The organism is Lysinibacillus sp. Bpr_S20, from assembly GCF_023337835.1.
GTDB lineage: Bacteria > Bacillota > Bacilli > Bacillales_A > Planococcaceae > Lysinibacillus.
Map to the genome: position 1 here is coordinate 198498 of NZ_JALNLQ010000001.1, position 17815 is coordinate 216312.

A 17815-nucleotide genomic window follows, 5' to 3' on the forward strand; every position below is an offset into this window, starting at 1 on the left:
TAAAGCGCAAAAAATTACCACAGGACTTTTCGTTTTTATGCGAAAAGTCCTGTTATTTTTGTTTTTTGGGTGAAAAACGCATTTTTTGGTTATAATCATGTATGAATACAGTTGCGTAGCGGTTTTCTATGTGTTACTCTTTTTACAGAATTGGTTCATGACCCTTTGAGAGGAGGTGAATGGTGTGAATAAAACAGAATTAGTAAACTCTGTTGCTGAAGCTGCAGGTCTTTCAAAAAAAGACGCTTCTAAAGCAGTTGAAGCTGTATTTGATACAATTCAAGATGCTCTTGCAAAGGGTGACAAAGTACAATTAATTGGTTTTGGTAACTTTGAAGTACGTGAACGTGCGGCTCGTAAAGGTCGTAACCCACAAACTGGTAAAGAAATCGAAATCGCTGCTAGCAAGGTACCTGCTTTCAAACCAGGTAAAGCGCTTAAAGATGCTGTAAAATAATACACGTCTAGTAGTTACATAGAGCAGTCTTCATGTAAATGAACATGAAGGCTGCTCTTTTTAACTTTTTCAGTTGTTGTAACGAAAGTGAAACGACAGTTACCAATATTTTGGCGGCGCAATTATGCTGAGATATAATGGATCTTCACTACGAAAAGTTGCGCAGATAGCTATATAAGTTAGTCGTACATAGAAAGATGCTATAAACGAAAGTATATGGAATGTAATATCATATGCACATATAAAGGCCATCACTAAAAATTGCGCTATATTTTGTTGATTGAATGAGCAAGGACCTCACCAGCTGGAACGGAAATCAACCATACGAAATAATGTGAGCCACGAATTTAATATAAGCTCCTAATTAGAAAGCAATAAGTGGCTATTTTGCTCATAAAGCGTTGAATTTCTTTTGATTCAAGTAAGTCGTTTTGCGCTTACCTTTTGGATATGCTACGATGCTTAAGGAAATGTGTAATGTATTGATACGCAGGAGGGTTTTTACGGATGTCGAATGTTGATTTATTGAAAATAGAAGAAGCAGTAAAAATGATTTTAGAGGCGGTAGGCGAAGATGTAAATCGTGAAGGTTTACTCGATACGCCGAAACGTGTAGCAAAAATGTATGCAGAAATGTTTAGTGGCTTACACGAAGATGCAAAAGATTATTTTAAAACCGTGTTTCATGAAGACCATGAGGAATTAGTACTTGTGAAGGACATTCCGTTTTATTCGATGTGTGAGCATCATTTAGTGCCTTTTTACGGGAAAGCTCATGTTGCTTACATACCAAACGATGGCATTGTTGCTGGACTAAGTAAATTAGGACGTGCAGTAGAAACCATTGCACGTCGTCCGCAATTGCAGGAACGTATTACTTCTTCTGTAGCGGAGACAATTATGGAAATGCTCTCTCCTAAAGGTGTTTATGTAGTCATTGAGGCGGAGCATATGTGCATGACTATGCGAGGACTTAAGAAACCAGGTTCTAAAACTGTGACATCGGTGGCGCGTGGTATTTACTTAGAAGATGAAGTAAAACGTAGAGAAGTTTTATCATTTATTCAAATGTCTTAAATTGTATGTCTAATTATGTTATGATGGACTAAGAATTTTTCGGATTTAAGGAGTGTACAGACAATGGCACAAGATTATATTGTTATTCAAGCTGAGGAAGATGGCGTGCACGTAATCGGTTTAACACGAGGTACAGATACAAAGTTCCATCATTCTGAAAAATTAGATGCAGGTGAAGTTATGATTGCTCAATTTACCGAACATACATCTGCCATGAAAATTCGTGGGAAAGCACAGATTCATACAGCTCATGGTGTTATAAATAGCGAAGCAAAGAAGTAGTGTGAGAAATTACTTTACAAAAGTGCTTTATGTCTATGCAAATTAGTGATGGCACATATAAATCGATTAGATGTGTAAAACTTAGTAATGTTTTCACTCCGATTTTAACTTCTTTCAGCCAGTGTTTTTGTAGCCAGCTACAAATGTCTCCCACCTTTCTAGGCGTTGAGATGAATGCTGAAAGAAGTTAAAGCCTCCGGACGCAATTATGCCGAGGCATAATTGATAGGCAGTTGGATTTTTCCGTTTTTTAACGGGGAAGCTCTACTGCCTATCATGATGAATAAAGCAAAAATTTTTTATTCCGAATCGTCGCGTATGCTATAATGACTCAGTAAGCAAGCGTTAGGTCATGAAGTGACTAACGTATTTGAAATTGAAATGGAGTAAGGTCTATGAATGCAACATACATTCAAAATTCAATTGCACAACTAAAAACAGAGATTTTCATGGATGTTCGTCATAGAACTTTGCAAAAATACACAGGGTTGCCTGTGCTCGATGAAAATCAATTATTTTACTTGTTAGTTCCCTTTTTAAATGGGGAAGAGTGGCAGCAAGAGGAAAGAGAAGCTGCAATTACTGTTGGAATTGTGTACGCAGCCTTAGCGGCGCACGACCATATTAAAGAATTAAACGCCACATCCAAAGAACAGCAGCTAACCGTTTTAGCTGGAGACTTTTATAGTGGCCGTTATTATGAGATTTTAGCGATGTCGGGAAATGTCGCATTGATCCGAAGCTTGTCGCAAGGTATTGTGGCACGTTGTGAACACCAAATTAAAGTATATGAGGCAGAAAAGCGATCAATCGAACAATGGTTTGCCTCAATAACTAATATTGAATCAGGACTAATCTCAAAATTTTTCGAGCTCTATTCGTTTAGTAATTATATTCCAATTATGGATAAGAGCTTATTAATCTTGCGTTTAGAAAGAGAATTGGCGACCTATCAACGTGGGCAAGTATCTTTAATGAGTAAGGTTCTTGAAGAAAGTGCAAGGTATGCTGGAGCGACCTATAGCAACGTCATACAGGACAAAATTGTGCAATTAAAAACAGAGCTGTTACAGGTGATAGAAGAAGCATCGTTTTTACAAAGTGATGTTAAACAAGCTCTGCAAGCACGTGTAGAGGCATCCATTGCTTCTACTAATGGATAAGAGAGGTTTTTCAAAATGGCTAAAACGAAAGAAGAGCACGTGCACGAAGTATTTGAAAGTATTTCGGAAAACTATGACAAAATGAATGGTGTTATTAGTTTCCAAATGCATGTTGGCTGGCGCAATGATACGATGAAGCACATGGCAGTAAAACCTGGAGCGAAGGCACTAGATGTATGCTGTGGTACGGCAGATTGGACAATTGCATTAGCCGAGGCAGTTGGTGAAGGCGGAGAAGTAAAGGGGCTAGACTTCAGTAAAAACATGCTAAAGGTTGGCGAGGAAAAGGTAAAGCCTTACCCACAAATTGAACTAATACATGGAAATGCGATGGAGTTACCTTTCCCAGACAATACATTTGATTATATAACAATTGGTTTTGGACTGCGTAATGTACCGGATTATTTACAAGTTTTAAAGGAAATGAATCGTGTTGTAAAACCAGGGGGAATGGTTGTTTGTTTAGAAACATCTCAATCTGAAATTCCAGGCTATCGACAATTATTCCGTTTTTATTTTAAATATATAATGCCGATATTTGGTAAAATATTTGCAAAAAGCTATAAAGAATATTCTTGGCTACAGGAATCAGCAAATGATTTCCCAGGTATGAAGAAGTTAGCGGCAATGTTTGAGCAGGCAGGTTTAGAAAAAGTAACGTATAAAGCATACAGTGGCGGTGCTGCGGCAATGCATATGGGCTTTAAAAAAGTACGTTAATGGGGGAAGGTTTTCACACGTGGAAAAGATGAAGTTAAAACTACTCTATTCCGATTTGAAATCAGATATCGAAATCATTGAACAAGAATTAGAAAAGGCTGTGAACTCTTCTTCATGTTTGATCAATGATGCTTCTCTCCATTTATTGCAAGCTGGTGGCAAACGGATACGACCAATTTTTGTGTTGCTTGGCGCGAAATTTGGCGAATATGACATCGAAAAGATGAAAGATGTAGCCGTGCCAGTAGAGCTTATTCATATGGCATCACTTGTGCATGATGATGTAATTGATGATTCCAATATGCGAAGAGGACGCCCGACTGTCAAATCACAATGGAATAATAGAGTTGCAATGTACACGGGCGATTTTATTTTTGCGCGTGCACTTGAATATATTACAAAGCTTGAAGACCCATTAGTTCATCAAATTTTAGCACGTACAATGGTGGAAATTTGTAACGGTGAAGTCATTCAAATCGAAGATAAATTTAGATTAGATCAAGGATTAAAGGATTATTTTAGACGCATCAAACGAAAAACGGCCTTACTGATTTCTTCTAGTTGTGAACTTGGTGCAGTGGCAGCAGGTGTCGATCCCAAGACAGTGAGACATTTGAAACGCTTCGGCTATTTTGTGGGCATGAGTTTCCAAATTATCGATGATGTTTTAGATATTATGGCAACAGATAAAGAATTAGGGAAGCCAGCAGGTAGTGATTTACTACAAGGTAATATTACATTACCGATTCTTATGTTAAAAGATGATCCTAACATGCAACCTTACTTGGTAAAAGTATTTGCAGGTACGTTGACGGAAAGAGAACGTCAAAATATGCTGCAGTATGTGCGTAAATCCGACGCGATTGAGCAAGCTAATAAAATGAGTGATAAATATTTGAAAAAGGCTTTGCAAGAGATAGATGCATTACCAAAACATCCTGTCAAGAAAAAACTACGTGATGTCGCTCTATTTATGGGTAAACGTAAATTCTAGCTTTTTGTTGTACAAAGGCTCATTTTTTGTTAATATTTATCGGTAGGTGTAAAACCTGTTATACGAATTTAAGGAGTGTTTTAAACATGGCAATCGAAAAAACTTTTTTAATGGTTAAGCCTGATGGCGTAGAACGTCAAGTAGTAGGAGATATCGTAGATCGTTTTGAACGTCGCGGTTTTGTATTGAAAGGTGCTAAATTAATGGTAATTCCAACAGAATTAGCAGAAAAGCACTATGCTGAGCATGCTGAGCGTCCATTCTTTGGTGAATTAGTTGATTTCATCACTTCTGGTCCTGTATTCGCTATGGTATGGGAAGGTGAAAACGTAATCAAACTTGCTCGTACAATGATGGGAGCAACTAAACCTGAAGAATCTAACCCAGGTACAATCCGTGGTGACTATGCAACAACTGTTTCTCACAACATCATTCACGGTTCTGATTCACTTGCTTCTGCTGAGCGTGAAATCGGCCTATTCTTCGGTGAAGATTTAGTTTAATTTCTTTCAGCTAAATAGAGTAGTGAAAATAACTACGAGAACTAAATAAAAAAATCATCTATTTTCCGATGTAACTTTTACCTTCTAACAAAAAATGTTAGGAGGTTTTTTGTTTGTCTAAATCATTTAATAAAGTTAATTCAAACATTGATTTAGATTTATTTACTATCAAACGAAAAATTAATAACCCAATAGAAAATTGATTCTTTTTAGATATGGATAGCCGAAATATAAAAATTGAACATGCTTTAAATGTTGTTATTACAAAATTCGGGATTTTGCAAATAACTATTTGTAAACAATGTATAAAATTATAAAGCAGCTAAAACTATTGCCATGTATATTCTCTTTGTGAAGTAGTACATTGTTTTATATTGTAGAATAGAGGTGAGCAAAGTATTTGGTATATTATGTACATTTAAAAACGTTAAATTTTATTCAATATGAAAATAACTAAATAGATAAGATGGTGATTTGAATGAAGAACAGTATCCCCAAACCTATTACCAACATGGTCTTATTGTTACTTTTTCTTGTTGTTTTATGGTTTGTAGGTAATGTTAGCCAGCTATTATCTAGTAAAGAAAATACTGAAAGTGAAATTGGCTATATAGTAATGCATGAAGGAATAGTCTATTTTATTCAAGGAAAGGACGTTCAACAATCAGATATAGAAATTTCTCTAGCGAAAATCTCATGTACTCAAATAAATTTGAATCAGTTTCAATTTTAAATAATGATTTGAAACTGTCTATGAAAGGAATTAAAAGTGGAGATAAAGTGAGGATTTGGTATTCTGAAATTTTGGAGTCAAATCCAGCAAAATTCAAAGTTATTCGTATAGAAAAACTGTGACCAAAAGTCTATAATTCCAAATTACGCCTTAAAGACATCTTGCAGTTTGGAATAGGACATTCGATTAAAACTATTTTTAAGGGGGTTAAAATATGTGGCTTTATGTAGATGATTTACGAGATATTCCAAAAGGGTTTGTCGGTGCTAGAACATTTGAAGAAGCTGTAAAATATCTTTTAACAGGCAACGTAAAATTAATAAGTTTAGATCATGATTTAGGATGTGATGAAAACGAAGTAGAGTTGAAAAATGGATATGATTTAGTTAAATGGATTTGCAATGAAGGTATTAGTATTAACACGGTATATATACATACTGACAATCCTGTTGGGCGTGAAAATATGTACGAAACATTAAAAGGAGCGGTTCGACACAACATTATTCAGATTGAAAAGCTATATCATTATCCTAAAGTTCCGAATAAATATACTGTAAGTAAAAAGTGATAATACCTACAGTAGTGATAATTTCTCTTGTACTTTATTCTCCGCTATCGTACATCTCTATATAAAAAGTGACCTGTATAAACCATTGTCAAAATAGTCTTGGGTAAAATGTGTATTGAGATAAGTAGTTAGGTGCTTACTGAGAGTTCATGTAAGTACCTTTTTCTATGGGTAGCAAATGAAAAGAGCTACGAATTAATTAGTAATATAGTACAATGAGGGTAAATAAATATTCCGATATATAGGAGAATGACAATGCCTGTTTATAATAAGTTAGTACGGGATAAAATTTTAGAGATTATTGAAGCGGATGGATTAAAGTATAATGCAAGGGTTTTAGAACCACCGGAGCTTCTAGTAGAGGTAAAGGCAAAAATGATTGAAGAAGCAAAAGAGTTTCATGGGGCAGCTAACGTTCAGGAGAGTGTTGAAGAATTAGCGGATATTTTAGAATTAGTACATACAGCTATCAGTGCGTTAGGTGTAAATTATGAAGAACTAGAAGCGATTCGTGAGCAGAAGATGGCTAAACGTGGTGGGTTTGATAAGGCGATTTATTTAATTGATGTAGAGGATAAATAACCTATTTTCAATGATGAATAATTACTTATTTGTGAGTTTATGCTGAGCGTGAAATTGGCTTATTCTTCGGTGAAGATTTAGTTTAATACGCAAAATAGATAGCCTAAGCAATTTCAATTTAATTTGAGATTGCTTTTTTTAATGCTCAGGATTTTTAGGGACAGGTAGAAGCCTGGCACTATTGTTAAATACTTCATAGTCATGTAAAATTGAAGATGTAATATTCTGACTATTAGGACTTTGGATAGCGTAATAGTCATGAATATATTTCATAACATCTAAATAAATTGGATGATAGGAAAAGAGAGAGATGCCAGAGCAAAGGGGTTTTTTTATGAGAGAAGTGGTAATTGTATCAGCTGTTCGTACAGCGGTTGGCAGGAGTAAAGGGGCGTTAAGTAACGTTCGAGCAGATGACTTAGCGGCAGATGTACTGCACGAAGTGGTACAACGAGCAGGCATACAAAAGGATCAGGTAGAGGATGTTATTTTTGGCTGTGTAACGCAAACTGCTGAACAGGGAGCAAATATAGCTCGTACCGCATTATTAATGGCAGGCTTTCCGGAAAGTGTTCCAGGAGTGACAATCGACCGTCAATGTGGCTCGAGTCAGCAGGCTGTGCACTTTGCAGCACAAGCGATTTTAGCAGGTGATATGGACATTGTGATTGCTGGTGGCGTTGAAAGTATGACGAGGGTACCAATGGGGTCTAACATGAAGGGTGCCCACGCGGGTGAACGTTTACAAGATAACTATACAATTATACATCAAGGGGTATCCGCAGAGAAAATAGCGGAAAAGTGGCGTTTGTCCAAGGATCAGCTAAATAACTATGCTTACAACAGTCATAGACGAGCATTAGCTGCAATAGAGGCGGGCCGTTTTCAAAAAGAAATATTGCCTGTCCAAGTTACGCAAGAAGACGGCGTAGTGACAACGTTTTCTGTTGACGAAGGACCTCGGGCAGAAACGACAGTTGATAAATTAAATGGGCTTAAAACCATTTTTAAGGAAGATGGTGTGATTACAGCCGGTAATGCTAGTCAAATGAGTGATGGTGCCTCAGCGGTAGTGATAATGTCTCTAGAAAAGGCCCAGGAGCTAGGCATCCAACCACTTGCTAAAATTGTTACTAGAGTAGTTGTTGGCTCAGATCCGACGTTAATGCTAACTGGTCCGATTGAGGCAACTAGAAAAGTACTTGAACGTTCAGGTCTTACGATAGAGGACATTGATACGTATGAAGTGAATGAAGCTTTTGCGCCAGTACCACTTGTTTGGTTGCATGAAATTGGAGCAGATCCAAATAGATTAAATCCAGATGGAGGAGCAATTGCTTTGGGGCATCCATTAGGAGCGACAGGTACAAAGCTGTTAACAACGATGCTGTACCGAATGGAACGTGAAAATTTGCGTTATGGCTTACTTGCAATTTGTGAAGGTATGGGAATGGCAAATGCCACGATTATTGAAAAAATGTAAAAGGGGTTGTATTTGATGAATGAAGTAATAGCAGTTGTTACTGGGGGAGCCTCTGGTTTAGGAGAGGCGACTGTTCGTAAAATTGTTGCAGAGGGTGGCAAAGCAGTCATTTTTGATCTTAATGACGAGCGAGGACATGCACTAGTAGAGGAGTTAGGGGAGAATGTCCAATATGCACGTGTTGATGTTACAAAAGAAGCGGATGTAGCGGCAGGGCTTGAGCAAGCAATAGCGAAATTTGGGTTCATTAACGTCACAGTGAATTGTGCAGGAATTGCTGATGCCAGTAAAGTACTTTCAAAGCGCGGTGTACATGCCCTTAATTTATTTGAAAAGGTGATTTCTGTGAATTTGATTGGTACTTTCAATGTTATTCGCCTTGCAGCTGAGAAGATGCAACTTAATGAGCCGAACGAGGATGGTCAGCGTGGCGTTATTATTAATACTGCATCTGTGGCAGCGTTTGATGGGCAAATAGGACAAGCGGCATATAGTGCGTCAAAAGGAGGTGTAGCGGCAATGACATTGCCGATTGCAAGAGAGCTTGCTGAAATTGGTGTACGTGTTATGACGATTGCCCCAGGGTTAGTAGAAACACCAATGTTTGCATCGCTACCAGAGCCGGCAAGAACCGCACTTGCCCAGATGACTCCATTCCCTAAACGGCTTGGGAAACCAGCTGAATATGCGCTACTGGTCGAAAGTATTATCAAAAATGGCTTATTAAATGGTGAAGTAATCCGCTTGGACGGCGCCATTCGTATGCAGCCGAAGTAAGGGTAAAACGAAGGTGTGTACTAGATTTACACAGAGCTAAGAGAATGAGCGAAAGCTAAGGTGATCTTCCAGTGATTACGACTCGTGAAGCTCTGAAGTTAAAAGGTCCTTGTCTGCGGATATCGAGCCGAAAAACGAGCTTGTTTCGTATGTGATTTTTAGGAGTAGCAGTCAGCCTTGGACGATTCAAAATTTTTATAAACAAAGGGGAGTGTTGTTATGCACATGATGGATACGCCTTTATTATTAACAAGTTTTTTGGATCGAGCAGAACGATTTTTTCATGCGAAAAAAATATATTCGCGGACAAGCCCTACAACAATTCACGAGTTTACATATAAAGAATATGTAAAACGCACTCGTAAACTAGCGGATGCTCTTACTAAGCTGGGGATGCAGAGGGGTATGAAGGTAGGTACCTTCGCTTGGAATCATCACCGCCATTTAGAAGCATATTTTGCAGTACCATGTGCGGGAGCTGTATTGCATATGATAAATATTCGATTAGCACCTGAGCATATCGCTTATGTTATTAATCACGCAGAAGATGAAATTTTACTAATTGATGATAACTTAGTTCCACTCATTGCACCGATTGTCTCACAATTAAAATCGGTTAAGCATTTTATCGTCATGGGGGATGCGGTCGAACTAGAAAACATGCCATTACCGAATGCTCTTTCTTATGAGGCGTTACTTGAAGAGGCGAAAGATGATTTTAGATTTCCAGATGATCTAGATGAAAATACACCTGCTGGCATGTGCTATACAAGTGCAACTACAGGAATGCCAAAGGGTGTAGTGTATACGCATCGTAGCATTGTCCTCCATACTATGGCTGCGGGACTCTCTGATAGTATTGCAATAGGTGAGACTGATGTTTTACTTCCTGTTGTACCAATGTTCCACGCGAATGCGTGGGGATTTCCGTTCGCTGGTGTATTATTTGGTGCTACACAGGTGCTTCCAGGACCAATGTTTACACCACAGCTTCTCCTTGATTTATTTGAAAAATATAAGGTAACGTTGACTGCAGGAGTACCTACAATTTGGCTTGGGGTATTACAGGAGCAACGCAAAAATCCACGTGATCTGTCTTCAATGCGGTTGATAGTATGTGGTGGTTCAGCATCGCCGCTCGGTCTAGTTCGTGGCTTCGAGGGGGACCTTAAAATTCCTTACATGACGGGCTATGGTATGACTGAGACATCGCCACTTGTTAGCGTATCGACGTATTTAACACATATGCAAGATTATACGATGGATGAAAAAATGGATGTTCGTATTACACAGGGAATAACAGTGCCGCTCATTGAAACACGCGTAGTTAATGAAAACGGAGAAGTCCCTTGGGATGGCAAAACTATGGGCGAATTGACAATTAGGGGCCCGTGGATTGCTGCAGAGTATTATAACGATGAACGAACAAAGGAAGCCTTTAAAGATGGCTGGCTTTACACTGGTGATATTGCAGTAATGACAGTAGATGGTTATATCAAAATCACAGATCGTACAAAGGATTTAATTAAAAGCGGTGGAGAATGGATTTCTTCCGTAGAGCTTGAAAATGCTTTGATGTCACACCCTAAAGTGTTTGAGGCTGCTGTTATAGCAATTCCTCACGAAAAATGGATTGAACGACCACTAGCGTGTGTTGTACAAAAGCCTGAATTCCAAGATTCCATTACGAAAGCAGAGCTACTAGATGATTTACGATCGCAATTCCATAAAACATGGATTCCTGATGACGTTGTATTTTTAAATGAGATACCGAAAACTTCTGTAGGAAAATTCATGAAGGTAAAATTGCGAGAAGATTTAAAGGAATATCAAGTAGAGGTTTAGGCCGACTAGAAAATGGAGGTGGTAACTAACTACCTTCATTTTTTATGCGAAAAAATGGAATCGGTGGGACCCTTTCCATTAGTATGGACTTAACTTTTTTGCTAATCGCTAAAGTTAGGCGTAAAATTTGTTAAAACGTATACCATGTTATAAGTTGATTGGAGTGGAGAGTGGGCAACTCCCTGGTGTCAAGAGCATATTTTGGTGAAGAACCAATAAAATCATTGGAATATTTTTGCCGAAATAATGAAAGAATGATAAGAAAAATGAAACTATTTTTTCCATTTTACCGTATAATCATTATTAATGAAAGGATGTGGACGTATTGTCAATTGCGATAGTTGCAATAATTGGAGGAATAGTTATTGCTTTAGCAGGTATTTTTACAGATACACATACAAAAAAACAAAAAATTAAATTAAAGGCTATAGAGAAGGAAGTAGAGTTAGAGAAGCTAAGATTAGAAACGTATACGATGGAAACAGAAAAATTACGTCTAGAATTAGAACAATCCAAAGTGTTATTATTAGAGGAAAAGCAAAACTCAACTAAGTAACTTGGATTACATGTGAAAGGCTATTTCAGGAATGGCACTTTTCCGCTATAATGGAAATACGACGCTAGAGGGGAAGAAGACTGCATGTCTGATTATGAACAGTTTATAGAAGGTATAAAGCGCAAAACAGGAATAGATTTAGCGCTATATAAAGAAGCGCAAATGAAAAGACGATTAACATCTCTGTATGAGAAAAAGGGATATCGTCATTTTGTGGACTTTCTAAAGGCACTTGAACAAGATCGTGACTTAATGAATGAGTTTTTAGATCGCATGACTATCAATGTTTCTGAATTTTATCGTAATGGGAAGCGTTGGGAAGTTTTGCAGAAAAAAATATTTCCGAAATTACTGCAATCTAATAAACGTTTGAAAATTTGGAGTGCTGCTTGTTCAACGGGTGAAGAACCTTATTCTTTAGTCATGGTATTATCGCAATTAGTGCCATTATCCCAAATTCAAATCATTGCTACTGATTTAGATGAAAATGTCATTCAAAAGGCGAAATTGGGTGTGTATCCAGAGCGCTCCTTAGCAGAAGTGCCGAGTGATATTAAAGCTAAGTATTTTGAGCAAGAAGGTTCTTTTTATAGGGTCAAAGATGAGATTAAACGTTGTGTGACTTTTAAGAAGCATAATTTACTTAAGGACCATTACGATTCTAATTATGATTTAATTGTTTGCCGCAATGTGATGATTTATTTCACTGAAGAAGCGAAAGATCAGATTTATACTAATTTTAGCAAAGCATTGCGCAAAGATGGAATTTTATTTGTTGGATCAACAGAGCAAATTTTTAATCCATCTCGTTATGAGTTTGAAGTTGAGGATACATTTTTCTATAGAAGGAACTAGTTAATAATATGAGAAAAGCATTCGTACAGTAGACAATATGAATGTCATGTACATAATTTTTTAGGCTTTAGACATAGATGAATCGTACGCTTTTCGCTTTGCCATAAGCAAAAGCGTATTTTTTATTAGTTAGATTGATGAAGATTAATAATTAATGAAGATCTTTTTCTATGTAAATCGTTCAGAATATTCTAATTTGAAAATGAATTTGCTGGAACAGTTCGGAATTTGCGAATGATTTAAAATGAGTCTTAAAAGACAATTGCAAAAGGACTGTTTTTTTAGAGAATATATGTTATAGTGAAAAATACATACTTTAGCGAGTTGAAGGGAGAAAGTGTTTATGCGTTACTTAACAGCCGGAGAGTCACATGGACCTCAATTAACAACAATTATAGAGGGCTTACCGTCGCTCTTACCAATTACAGTAGAAAAAATTAACCATGATTTAAAACGTCGTCAAGGAGGGCATGGGCGCGGTCGCCGTATGCAAATCGAAACGGATACAGTGGAAATAGTCGCTGGTGTTCGTCATGGCCAAACACTTGGTTCTCCCGTAGCACTCGTTGTTACAAATGATGACTGGAAGCACTGGACAAAGATTATGGGAGCAGAACCGTTAGCGGAAGATGTGAATCCTGAAGAGATTAAACGTCAAATTTCACGTCCACGTCCTGGACATGCAGATTTGGTAGGTGGCATGAAATACGGACACCGTGATTTACGAAATGTATTAGAGCGTTCCTCTGCGCGTGAGACAACTGTTCGTGTAGCAGTGGGTTCAGTTGCAAAAGCGTTATTAAATGAATTAGGCATTTCCATAGTGGCACATGTAACAGAAATCGTTGGTATTAAGGCAGACACTTCCTTAGTGGAAGGAAAATCTGTTGATGAAATTCGTGCCATTGTAGAGTCAGATCCTTGCTATTGTGTTGACCCAGAGGCATCTGCAAAAATGGTGGAGGCAATTGATGAAGCAAAAAAAGCGGGTGACTCAATTGGTGGCGTTGTCGAAGTCATCGTTGAAGGAGTACCAGCTGGTGTAGGTTCGTATACTCATTATGACCGTAAGTTAGATTCGAAATTAGCCGCTGCTATGTTATCTATCAATGCATTTAAAGGTGTTGAGTTTGGAATTGGTTTTGAAATGGCACGACGTAAAGGCTCTGAAGTACATGATGAAATCATTTGGTCAGAGGAAGAAGGCTATACACGTGCAACAAATCGACTTGGTGGTTTAGAAGGTGGAATGTCTACTGGAATGCCTATTGTCGTAAGAGGTGTCATGAAACCAATCCCTACATTATATAAACCTTTGCAAAGTGTTGATATTGAATCGAAAGTGCCATTTAAAGCTAGTGTAGAGCGCTCGGATAGCTGTGCGGTACCAGCAGCATCAGTTGTTGCTGAGCACGTTATTGCCTGGGAAATAGCGAATGCAATAATGGAACAATTCCATAGCGATCAATTACCTCAACTCAAAGCTCAAATCGACGAACATCGTCGTTATACAAAGGAGTTCTAATTTATGCGAGTACCAGTAGCGACGAGATCACATCAATATGAGGTTATCCTTGGTCATAATTTTTTAGCTGAAGCAGTAAAAGTATTTGATGCTAAGCTTCAAAAAGCTGATAAGCTCATTGTTTTTACGGATGCTAATGTGTGGGCGGCGCAAGGCGATTATTTTAAGGCGAATTTCCCTTATCATTTTGAGATTTTCATCTTACCAGGTGGTGAGGCATGTAAAACCTTTGAACAATACTATGCGGCACAAACATTTTTACTTGAACAAAAATGCTCACGCAAATCTTTTATTTTTGCATTTGGTGGGGGAGCTGTAGGTGATTTAACAGGCTTTGTTGCAGCCACTTATATGCGTGGAGTACCGTTTATTCAAATCCCAACGACGATTTTAGCACATGACTCAGCAGTAGGCGGTAAAACAGCTATTAACCATCCACTAGGTAAAAATATGATTGGTGCGTTTTATCAGCCCGAGGGAGTTATTTACGATACTGTATTTATCGAGAGCTTATCTGAACGCGAAGTACGTTCAGGAACAGCAGAAGTGATCAAGCATGCGATGATTTCTAATGCAGCGTGGTTAGAGGAATTAATGGCTGCAGAAACAGTTATTCATTTCACTACAGAAGAATTAGCGAAGCAACTTAGAAAAGGAATTGAAGTAAAAGCGCAAATCGTAGCAGAGGATGAAACGGAGCAATCTGTGCGGAAATTTTTAAATTTAGGTCATACTTATGGGCATGCCATTGAAGCTGCAGCTGGTTATGGAAAAGTGGCACATGGCGAGGCTGTCATGATTGGGCTTGTTTATTGTTTATTATTAAGTGAACGATACGGTGAATTAGACCGTAACTTCACGTCAGCATTTTTACAATTTGCAGTGAAGAATGGTTATCCATTTGAAGCTGTGAAAGAATATTCCTTTGAACAGTTAACAGAGTATTTAATGAAAGATAAAAAAGCGGAATATGGTATTTTACAATTTGTATTGTTGGATAAAATTGGTAAGCCTTTCGTGCGACCAATTGATTTAGCAGAGTGCAGAGAAGTAGATGCTGAATTCCGACAGCTATTAGCGGAGGTGCTTGTATGATTCGTGGACTAAGAGGAGCAATTACAATTGAATCTGACAAGCCAGAGCTTGTATGGGATGAAACAGCAAGATTAGTGCGTGAAGTAGTAGCAGCTAATCATGTAGAAGTTGATGATATTGCTTCCATACTAATATCCACAACACCTGATATTACGTCAGCATTTCCGGCACGTGCTGTACGATTAATGGACGGGTGGCAATATGTACCGGTCATGTGTACGCATGAAATGGACGTGCCGAACGCATTGCCACTTTGTATTCGTGTATTAATACATGCAAATGTGGAAGTGGCACAAAAGGATGTTAAACACTTGTATCTCAATGATGCAGTTAAATTAAGACCAGATTTAGCCCAAGCTAAATAATAGAGGAGATGTTTGAGATGAAATGGAAACAACAATTGGACGGTATGCAAGCATATAAGCCTGGTAAACCAATTGAAGAAGTACAGCGTGAATATGGTTTACAAGAAGTCGTAAAACTAGCATCTAATGAAAACCCATTTGGGTGCTCACCTAAGGTAACTGCTTATTTACAAAATAATTCTGTAAATCATGCGATCTATCCAGACGGTTATGCACAAAATTTACGTACAGCTGTTGCAAATCATCTAGGTGTCAAAGAAACACAGCTTCTTTTTGGTAACGGATCTGACGATATTATTGCGATTATTACTCGTGCATTGTTGTATCCAGGTGTCAATACAGTGATGGCAGACCCATCCTTCTCTCAATACTGGCACAATGCTGAAATAGAAGGCGCGGAGGTACGTAAAGTTCCTTGTGTCGAAGGTGCACATAATCTCAATGCTATGATAGCAGCAATTGATGACAACACTTCGATCGTTTGGGTTTGTAGTCCAAATAATCCAACAGGTGTTGTGATACCTGATGTTGAATTGCGTGCATTTTTAGCTAAGGTACCAAGAGATGTGTTAGTAGTTTTAGATGAAGCATATATCGAATACGTAACGCACCCTGGCCATAAAGATACTCTACCTTTAATTGACGAGTTTCCCAATGTACTATTAATGCGTACATTCTCAAAAGCATATGGTCTCGCTTCTTTCCGTGTGGGTTATGCAATTGCGCAACCAGACGTAATTGCTAAACTCGATCCAGTTAGAGCGCCATTTAATAATACAATTTTAAGTCAAGCAGTTGCGACAATCGCTTTAAGCGATAAAGAATATATTAAAGCTTGCCGTGAAGCAAATGAAAAAGGTAAAAAACAATATATTGAATTTTGCGAAAAACATAATCTAAAATACTTCCCTTCTGATACGAACTTTATTTTCTTTAATACGAATGCTGATAGTGATGTAGTTTTCAATGAGCTGATGAAACGAGGCTTTATAATCCGTAGCGGGAATGCGTTAGGATTACCTGGGTTTATCCGTGTGACAATCGGAACTGAGGCTCAAAATGAAGCACTGTTAAGTCACCTTGAAGACGTCCTTAAAGAGCAAGGAGTTTTTGCATGACACGTAACGTGCTCGTAATTGGGCTAGGCCTAATTGGTGGCTCGATTGCCTTAGCATTACAAAAAGCGCCAGAAACAAAAATTATTGGCTATGATATGGAGCCGAAAACACGTGAACATGCGAAAGAGTTAAATATTGTTCATGATATTGTGACAGATCCAAAAGAAGCAGCAGCTGACGCGGATGTTATCATTTTTGGAACACCCGTCAATGCAACACTTGAATGGATGGAACAATTAAAAACATGGCCGTTAAAAAATAAAGTAATCGTAACAGATACAGGTAGTACAAAGAAGATGATTATGCAAAAGGCTGGGGAACTACGTGAGTTAGGCATTACCTTTATTGGAGGACATCCAATGGCTGGCTCACATAAAAGCGGTGTTTTAGCTGCAAAGGCTCACCTTTTTGAAAATGCCTATTATATGTTAACACCGCTTGCTGGTGAAGAAATTGTCAATATGGCACAGCTTGAAAGTCTATTAAAATTTACACATGCAAAGGTTGTTAGTGTATCAGCTCGAGAGCATGATCATATGACAGCTGTAGTTAGTCACTTCCCACATGTTGTGGCAGCTTCTCTTGTGCATCAGTTGGGCGGAGAAAATGGGGAGTACCCAATGACACGTTCGCTTGCAGCTGGGGGCTTCCGTGATGTAACGCGTATTGCGTCATCCAATCCGATTTTATGGCGAGATATAACATTACAAAATCGAGATGAGCTTATTGCACAGCTAGAAGGCTGGGAAAAGGAAATGGGTCGGGTTAAGGAGCTGCTTTTAAATGGTGGCTCAGAGGACATTGAACAATACTTTGCGATGGCCAAAGAGCTAAGGGATGAATTACCGATAAGTGCAGGAGCCATGTTCACATCATTTGATTTATATGTTGACGTTCCTGACTATCCGGGGGTTATTTCTGAAGTGACAGGTTTACTTGCAGACGAAGCGATTAGTATTACGAATTTACGTATCGTAGAGTCGCGGGAAGACGTTTTCGGGATTCTTGTTATTAGTTTACAAAGTGAAAGTGACCGTGAACGTGCAGCAGCGTGTATACAAAAACGTGCTAATTATGAAACCTATATTTCATAGATAGTTTAAAAGAAAGCGTCGGA

The 17815-nt window shown here is 38.2% G+C and carries 21 protein-coding genes; all 21 read left to right on the top strand.

All coding sequences use genetic code 11. The annotated features are described in order from the left end of the window. Positions 1–184: 184 nt before the first annotated feature. Positions 185–457: an HU family DNA-binding protein gene (locus MWJ95_RS00980; protein WP_004232618.1), complete on the top strand. Its 273-nt coding sequence runs from the start codon at positions 185–187 to the stop codon at positions 455–457. Between the two features lie 507 nt (positions 458–964). Then, positions 965–1534: a GTP cyclohydrolase I FolE gene (gene folE / locus MWJ95_RS00985; protein WP_249074149.1), complete on the top strand. Its 570-nt coding sequence runs from the start codon at positions 965–967 to the stop codon at positions 1532–1534. 63 nt (positions 1535–1597) lie between these two features. After that, complete coding sequence (gene mtrB, locus MWJ95_RS00990) at positions 1598–1816, top strand: trp RNA-binding attenuation protein MtrB (protein WP_049666799.1); 219 nt, start codon at positions 1598–1600, stop codon at positions 1814–1816. Positions 1817–2211: 395 nt separating this feature from the next. Then, complete coding sequence (locus tag MWJ95_RS00995) at positions 2212–2979, top strand: heptaprenyl diphosphate synthase component 1 (RefSeq protein WP_249074148.1); 768 nt, start codon at positions 2212–2214, stop codon at positions 2977–2979. A gap of 15 nt (positions 2980–2994) precedes the next feature. Then, a complete protein-coding gene (locus MWJ95_RS01000; RefSeq protein ID WP_249074147.1) occupies positions 2995–3699 on the top strand; it encodes a demethylmenaquinone methyltransferase in 705 nt (234 codons plus the stop codon). Positions 3700–3718: 19 nt separating this feature from the next. After that, positions 3719–4693 carry a heptaprenyl diphosphate synthase component II gene (gene hepT / locus MWJ95_RS01005; RefSeq protein WP_249074146.1) on the top strand — a complete coding sequence of 325 codons (975 nt, stop codon included), beginning with the start codon at positions 3719–3721 and terminating at the stop codon, positions 4691–4693. A gap of 86 nt (positions 4694–4779) precedes the next feature. Then, positions 4780–5196, top strand: coding sequence for a nucleoside-diphosphate kinase (gene ndk / locus MWJ95_RS01010; RefSeq protein ID WP_132359254.1), 417 nt, complete (start codon positions 4780–4782; stop codon positions 5194–5196). Positions 5197–5674: 478 nt separating this feature from the next. Next, the gene (locus MWJ95_RS01015; protein WP_249103712.1) at positions 5675–5929 is read left to right on the top strand and encodes a hypothetical protein; all 255 of its coding nucleotides are present in this window, start codon (positions 5675–5677) and stop codon (positions 5927–5929) included. 20 nt (positions 5930–5949) lie between these two features. Continuing rightward, a complete protein-coding gene (locus MWJ95_RS01020) occupies positions 5950–6051 on the top strand; it encodes a DUF3221 domain-containing protein (protein ID WP_249103715.1) in 102 nt (33 codons plus the stop codon). Positions 6052–6143: 92 nt separating this feature from the next. Then, entirely contained in the window at positions 6144–6497 is a 354-nt protein-coding gene (locus MWJ95_RS01025) for a cyclic-phosphate processing receiver domain-containing protein (RefSeq protein ID WP_249074144.1), read from the top strand. Between the two features lie 255 nt (positions 6498–6752). Beyond that, positions 6753–7079: a nucleoside triphosphate pyrophosphohydrolase gene (locus tag MWJ95_RS01030; RefSeq protein WP_249103718.1), complete on the top strand. Its 327-nt coding sequence runs from the start codon at positions 6753–6755 to the stop codon at positions 7077–7079. A 334-nt stretch (positions 7080–7413) separates the two neighbouring features. Further along, positions 7414–8562 (top strand): thiolase family protein, encoded by a 1149-nt coding sequence (locus MWJ95_RS01035; RefSeq protein ID WP_249103723.1) that lies wholly within the window; start codon positions 7414–7416, stop codon positions 8560–8562. A gap of 15 nt (positions 8563–8577) precedes the next feature. Then, positions 8578–9339 (top strand): 3-hydroxyacyl-CoA dehydrogenase, encoded by a 762-nt coding sequence (locus tag MWJ95_RS01040; protein WP_249074141.1) that lies wholly within the window; start codon positions 8578–8580, stop codon positions 9337–9339. A 219-nt stretch (positions 9340–9558) separates the two neighbouring features. Then, positions 9559–11184, top strand: coding sequence for a long-chain fatty acid--CoA ligase (locus tag MWJ95_RS01045; RefSeq protein WP_249103726.1), 1626 nt, complete (start codon positions 9559–9561; stop codon positions 11182–11184). Positions 11185–11509: 325 nt separating this feature from the next. Next, the gene (locus MWJ95_RS01050) at positions 11510–11740 is read left to right on the top strand and encodes a hypothetical protein (protein WP_249074139.1); all 231 of its coding nucleotides are present in this window, start codon (positions 11510–11512) and stop codon (positions 11738–11740) included. 84 nt (positions 11741–11824) lie between these two features. Next, positions 11825–12595: a CheR family methyltransferase gene (locus MWJ95_RS01055; protein WP_249074138.1), complete on the top strand. Its 771-nt coding sequence runs from the start codon at positions 11825–11827 to the stop codon at positions 12593–12595. A 343-nt stretch (positions 12596–12938) separates the two neighbouring features. Then, positions 12939–14120, top strand: a complete 1182-nt coding sequence (aroC, locus tag MWJ95_RS01060) for a chorismate synthase (protein ID WP_249103728.1) — start codon at positions 12939–12941, stop codon at positions 14118–14120. A 3-nt stretch (positions 14121–14123) separates the two neighbouring features. Then, positions 14124–15215, top strand: coding sequence for a 3-dehydroquinate synthase (gene aroB, locus MWJ95_RS01065; protein WP_249103731.1), 1092 nt, complete (start codon positions 14124–14126; stop codon positions 15213–15215). Then, positions 15212–15580: a chorismate mutase gene (aroH, locus tag MWJ95_RS01070; RefSeq protein ID WP_249074135.1), complete on the top strand. Its 369-nt coding sequence runs from the start codon at positions 15212–15214 to the stop codon at positions 15578–15580. The genes aroB and aroH overlap by 4 nt, the downstream gene beginning before the upstream one ends. Before the next feature lie 17 nt (positions 15581–15597). After that, the gene (gene hisC / locus MWJ95_RS01075; protein WP_249074134.1) at positions 15598–16698 is read left to right on the top strand and encodes a histidinol-phosphate transaminase; all 1101 of its coding nucleotides are present in this window, start codon (positions 15598–15600) and stop codon (positions 16696–16698) included. Next, on the top strand, positions 16695–17792 hold the full coding sequence (locus MWJ95_RS01080) for a prephenate dehydrogenase (RefSeq protein ID WP_249074133.1): 1098 nt from the start codon (positions 16695–16697) through the stop codon (positions 17790–17792). Before hisC ends, MWJ95_RS01080 begins: the two co-directional genes overlap by 4 nt. The last annotated feature ends 23 nt before the right edge of the window (positions 17793–17815 follow it).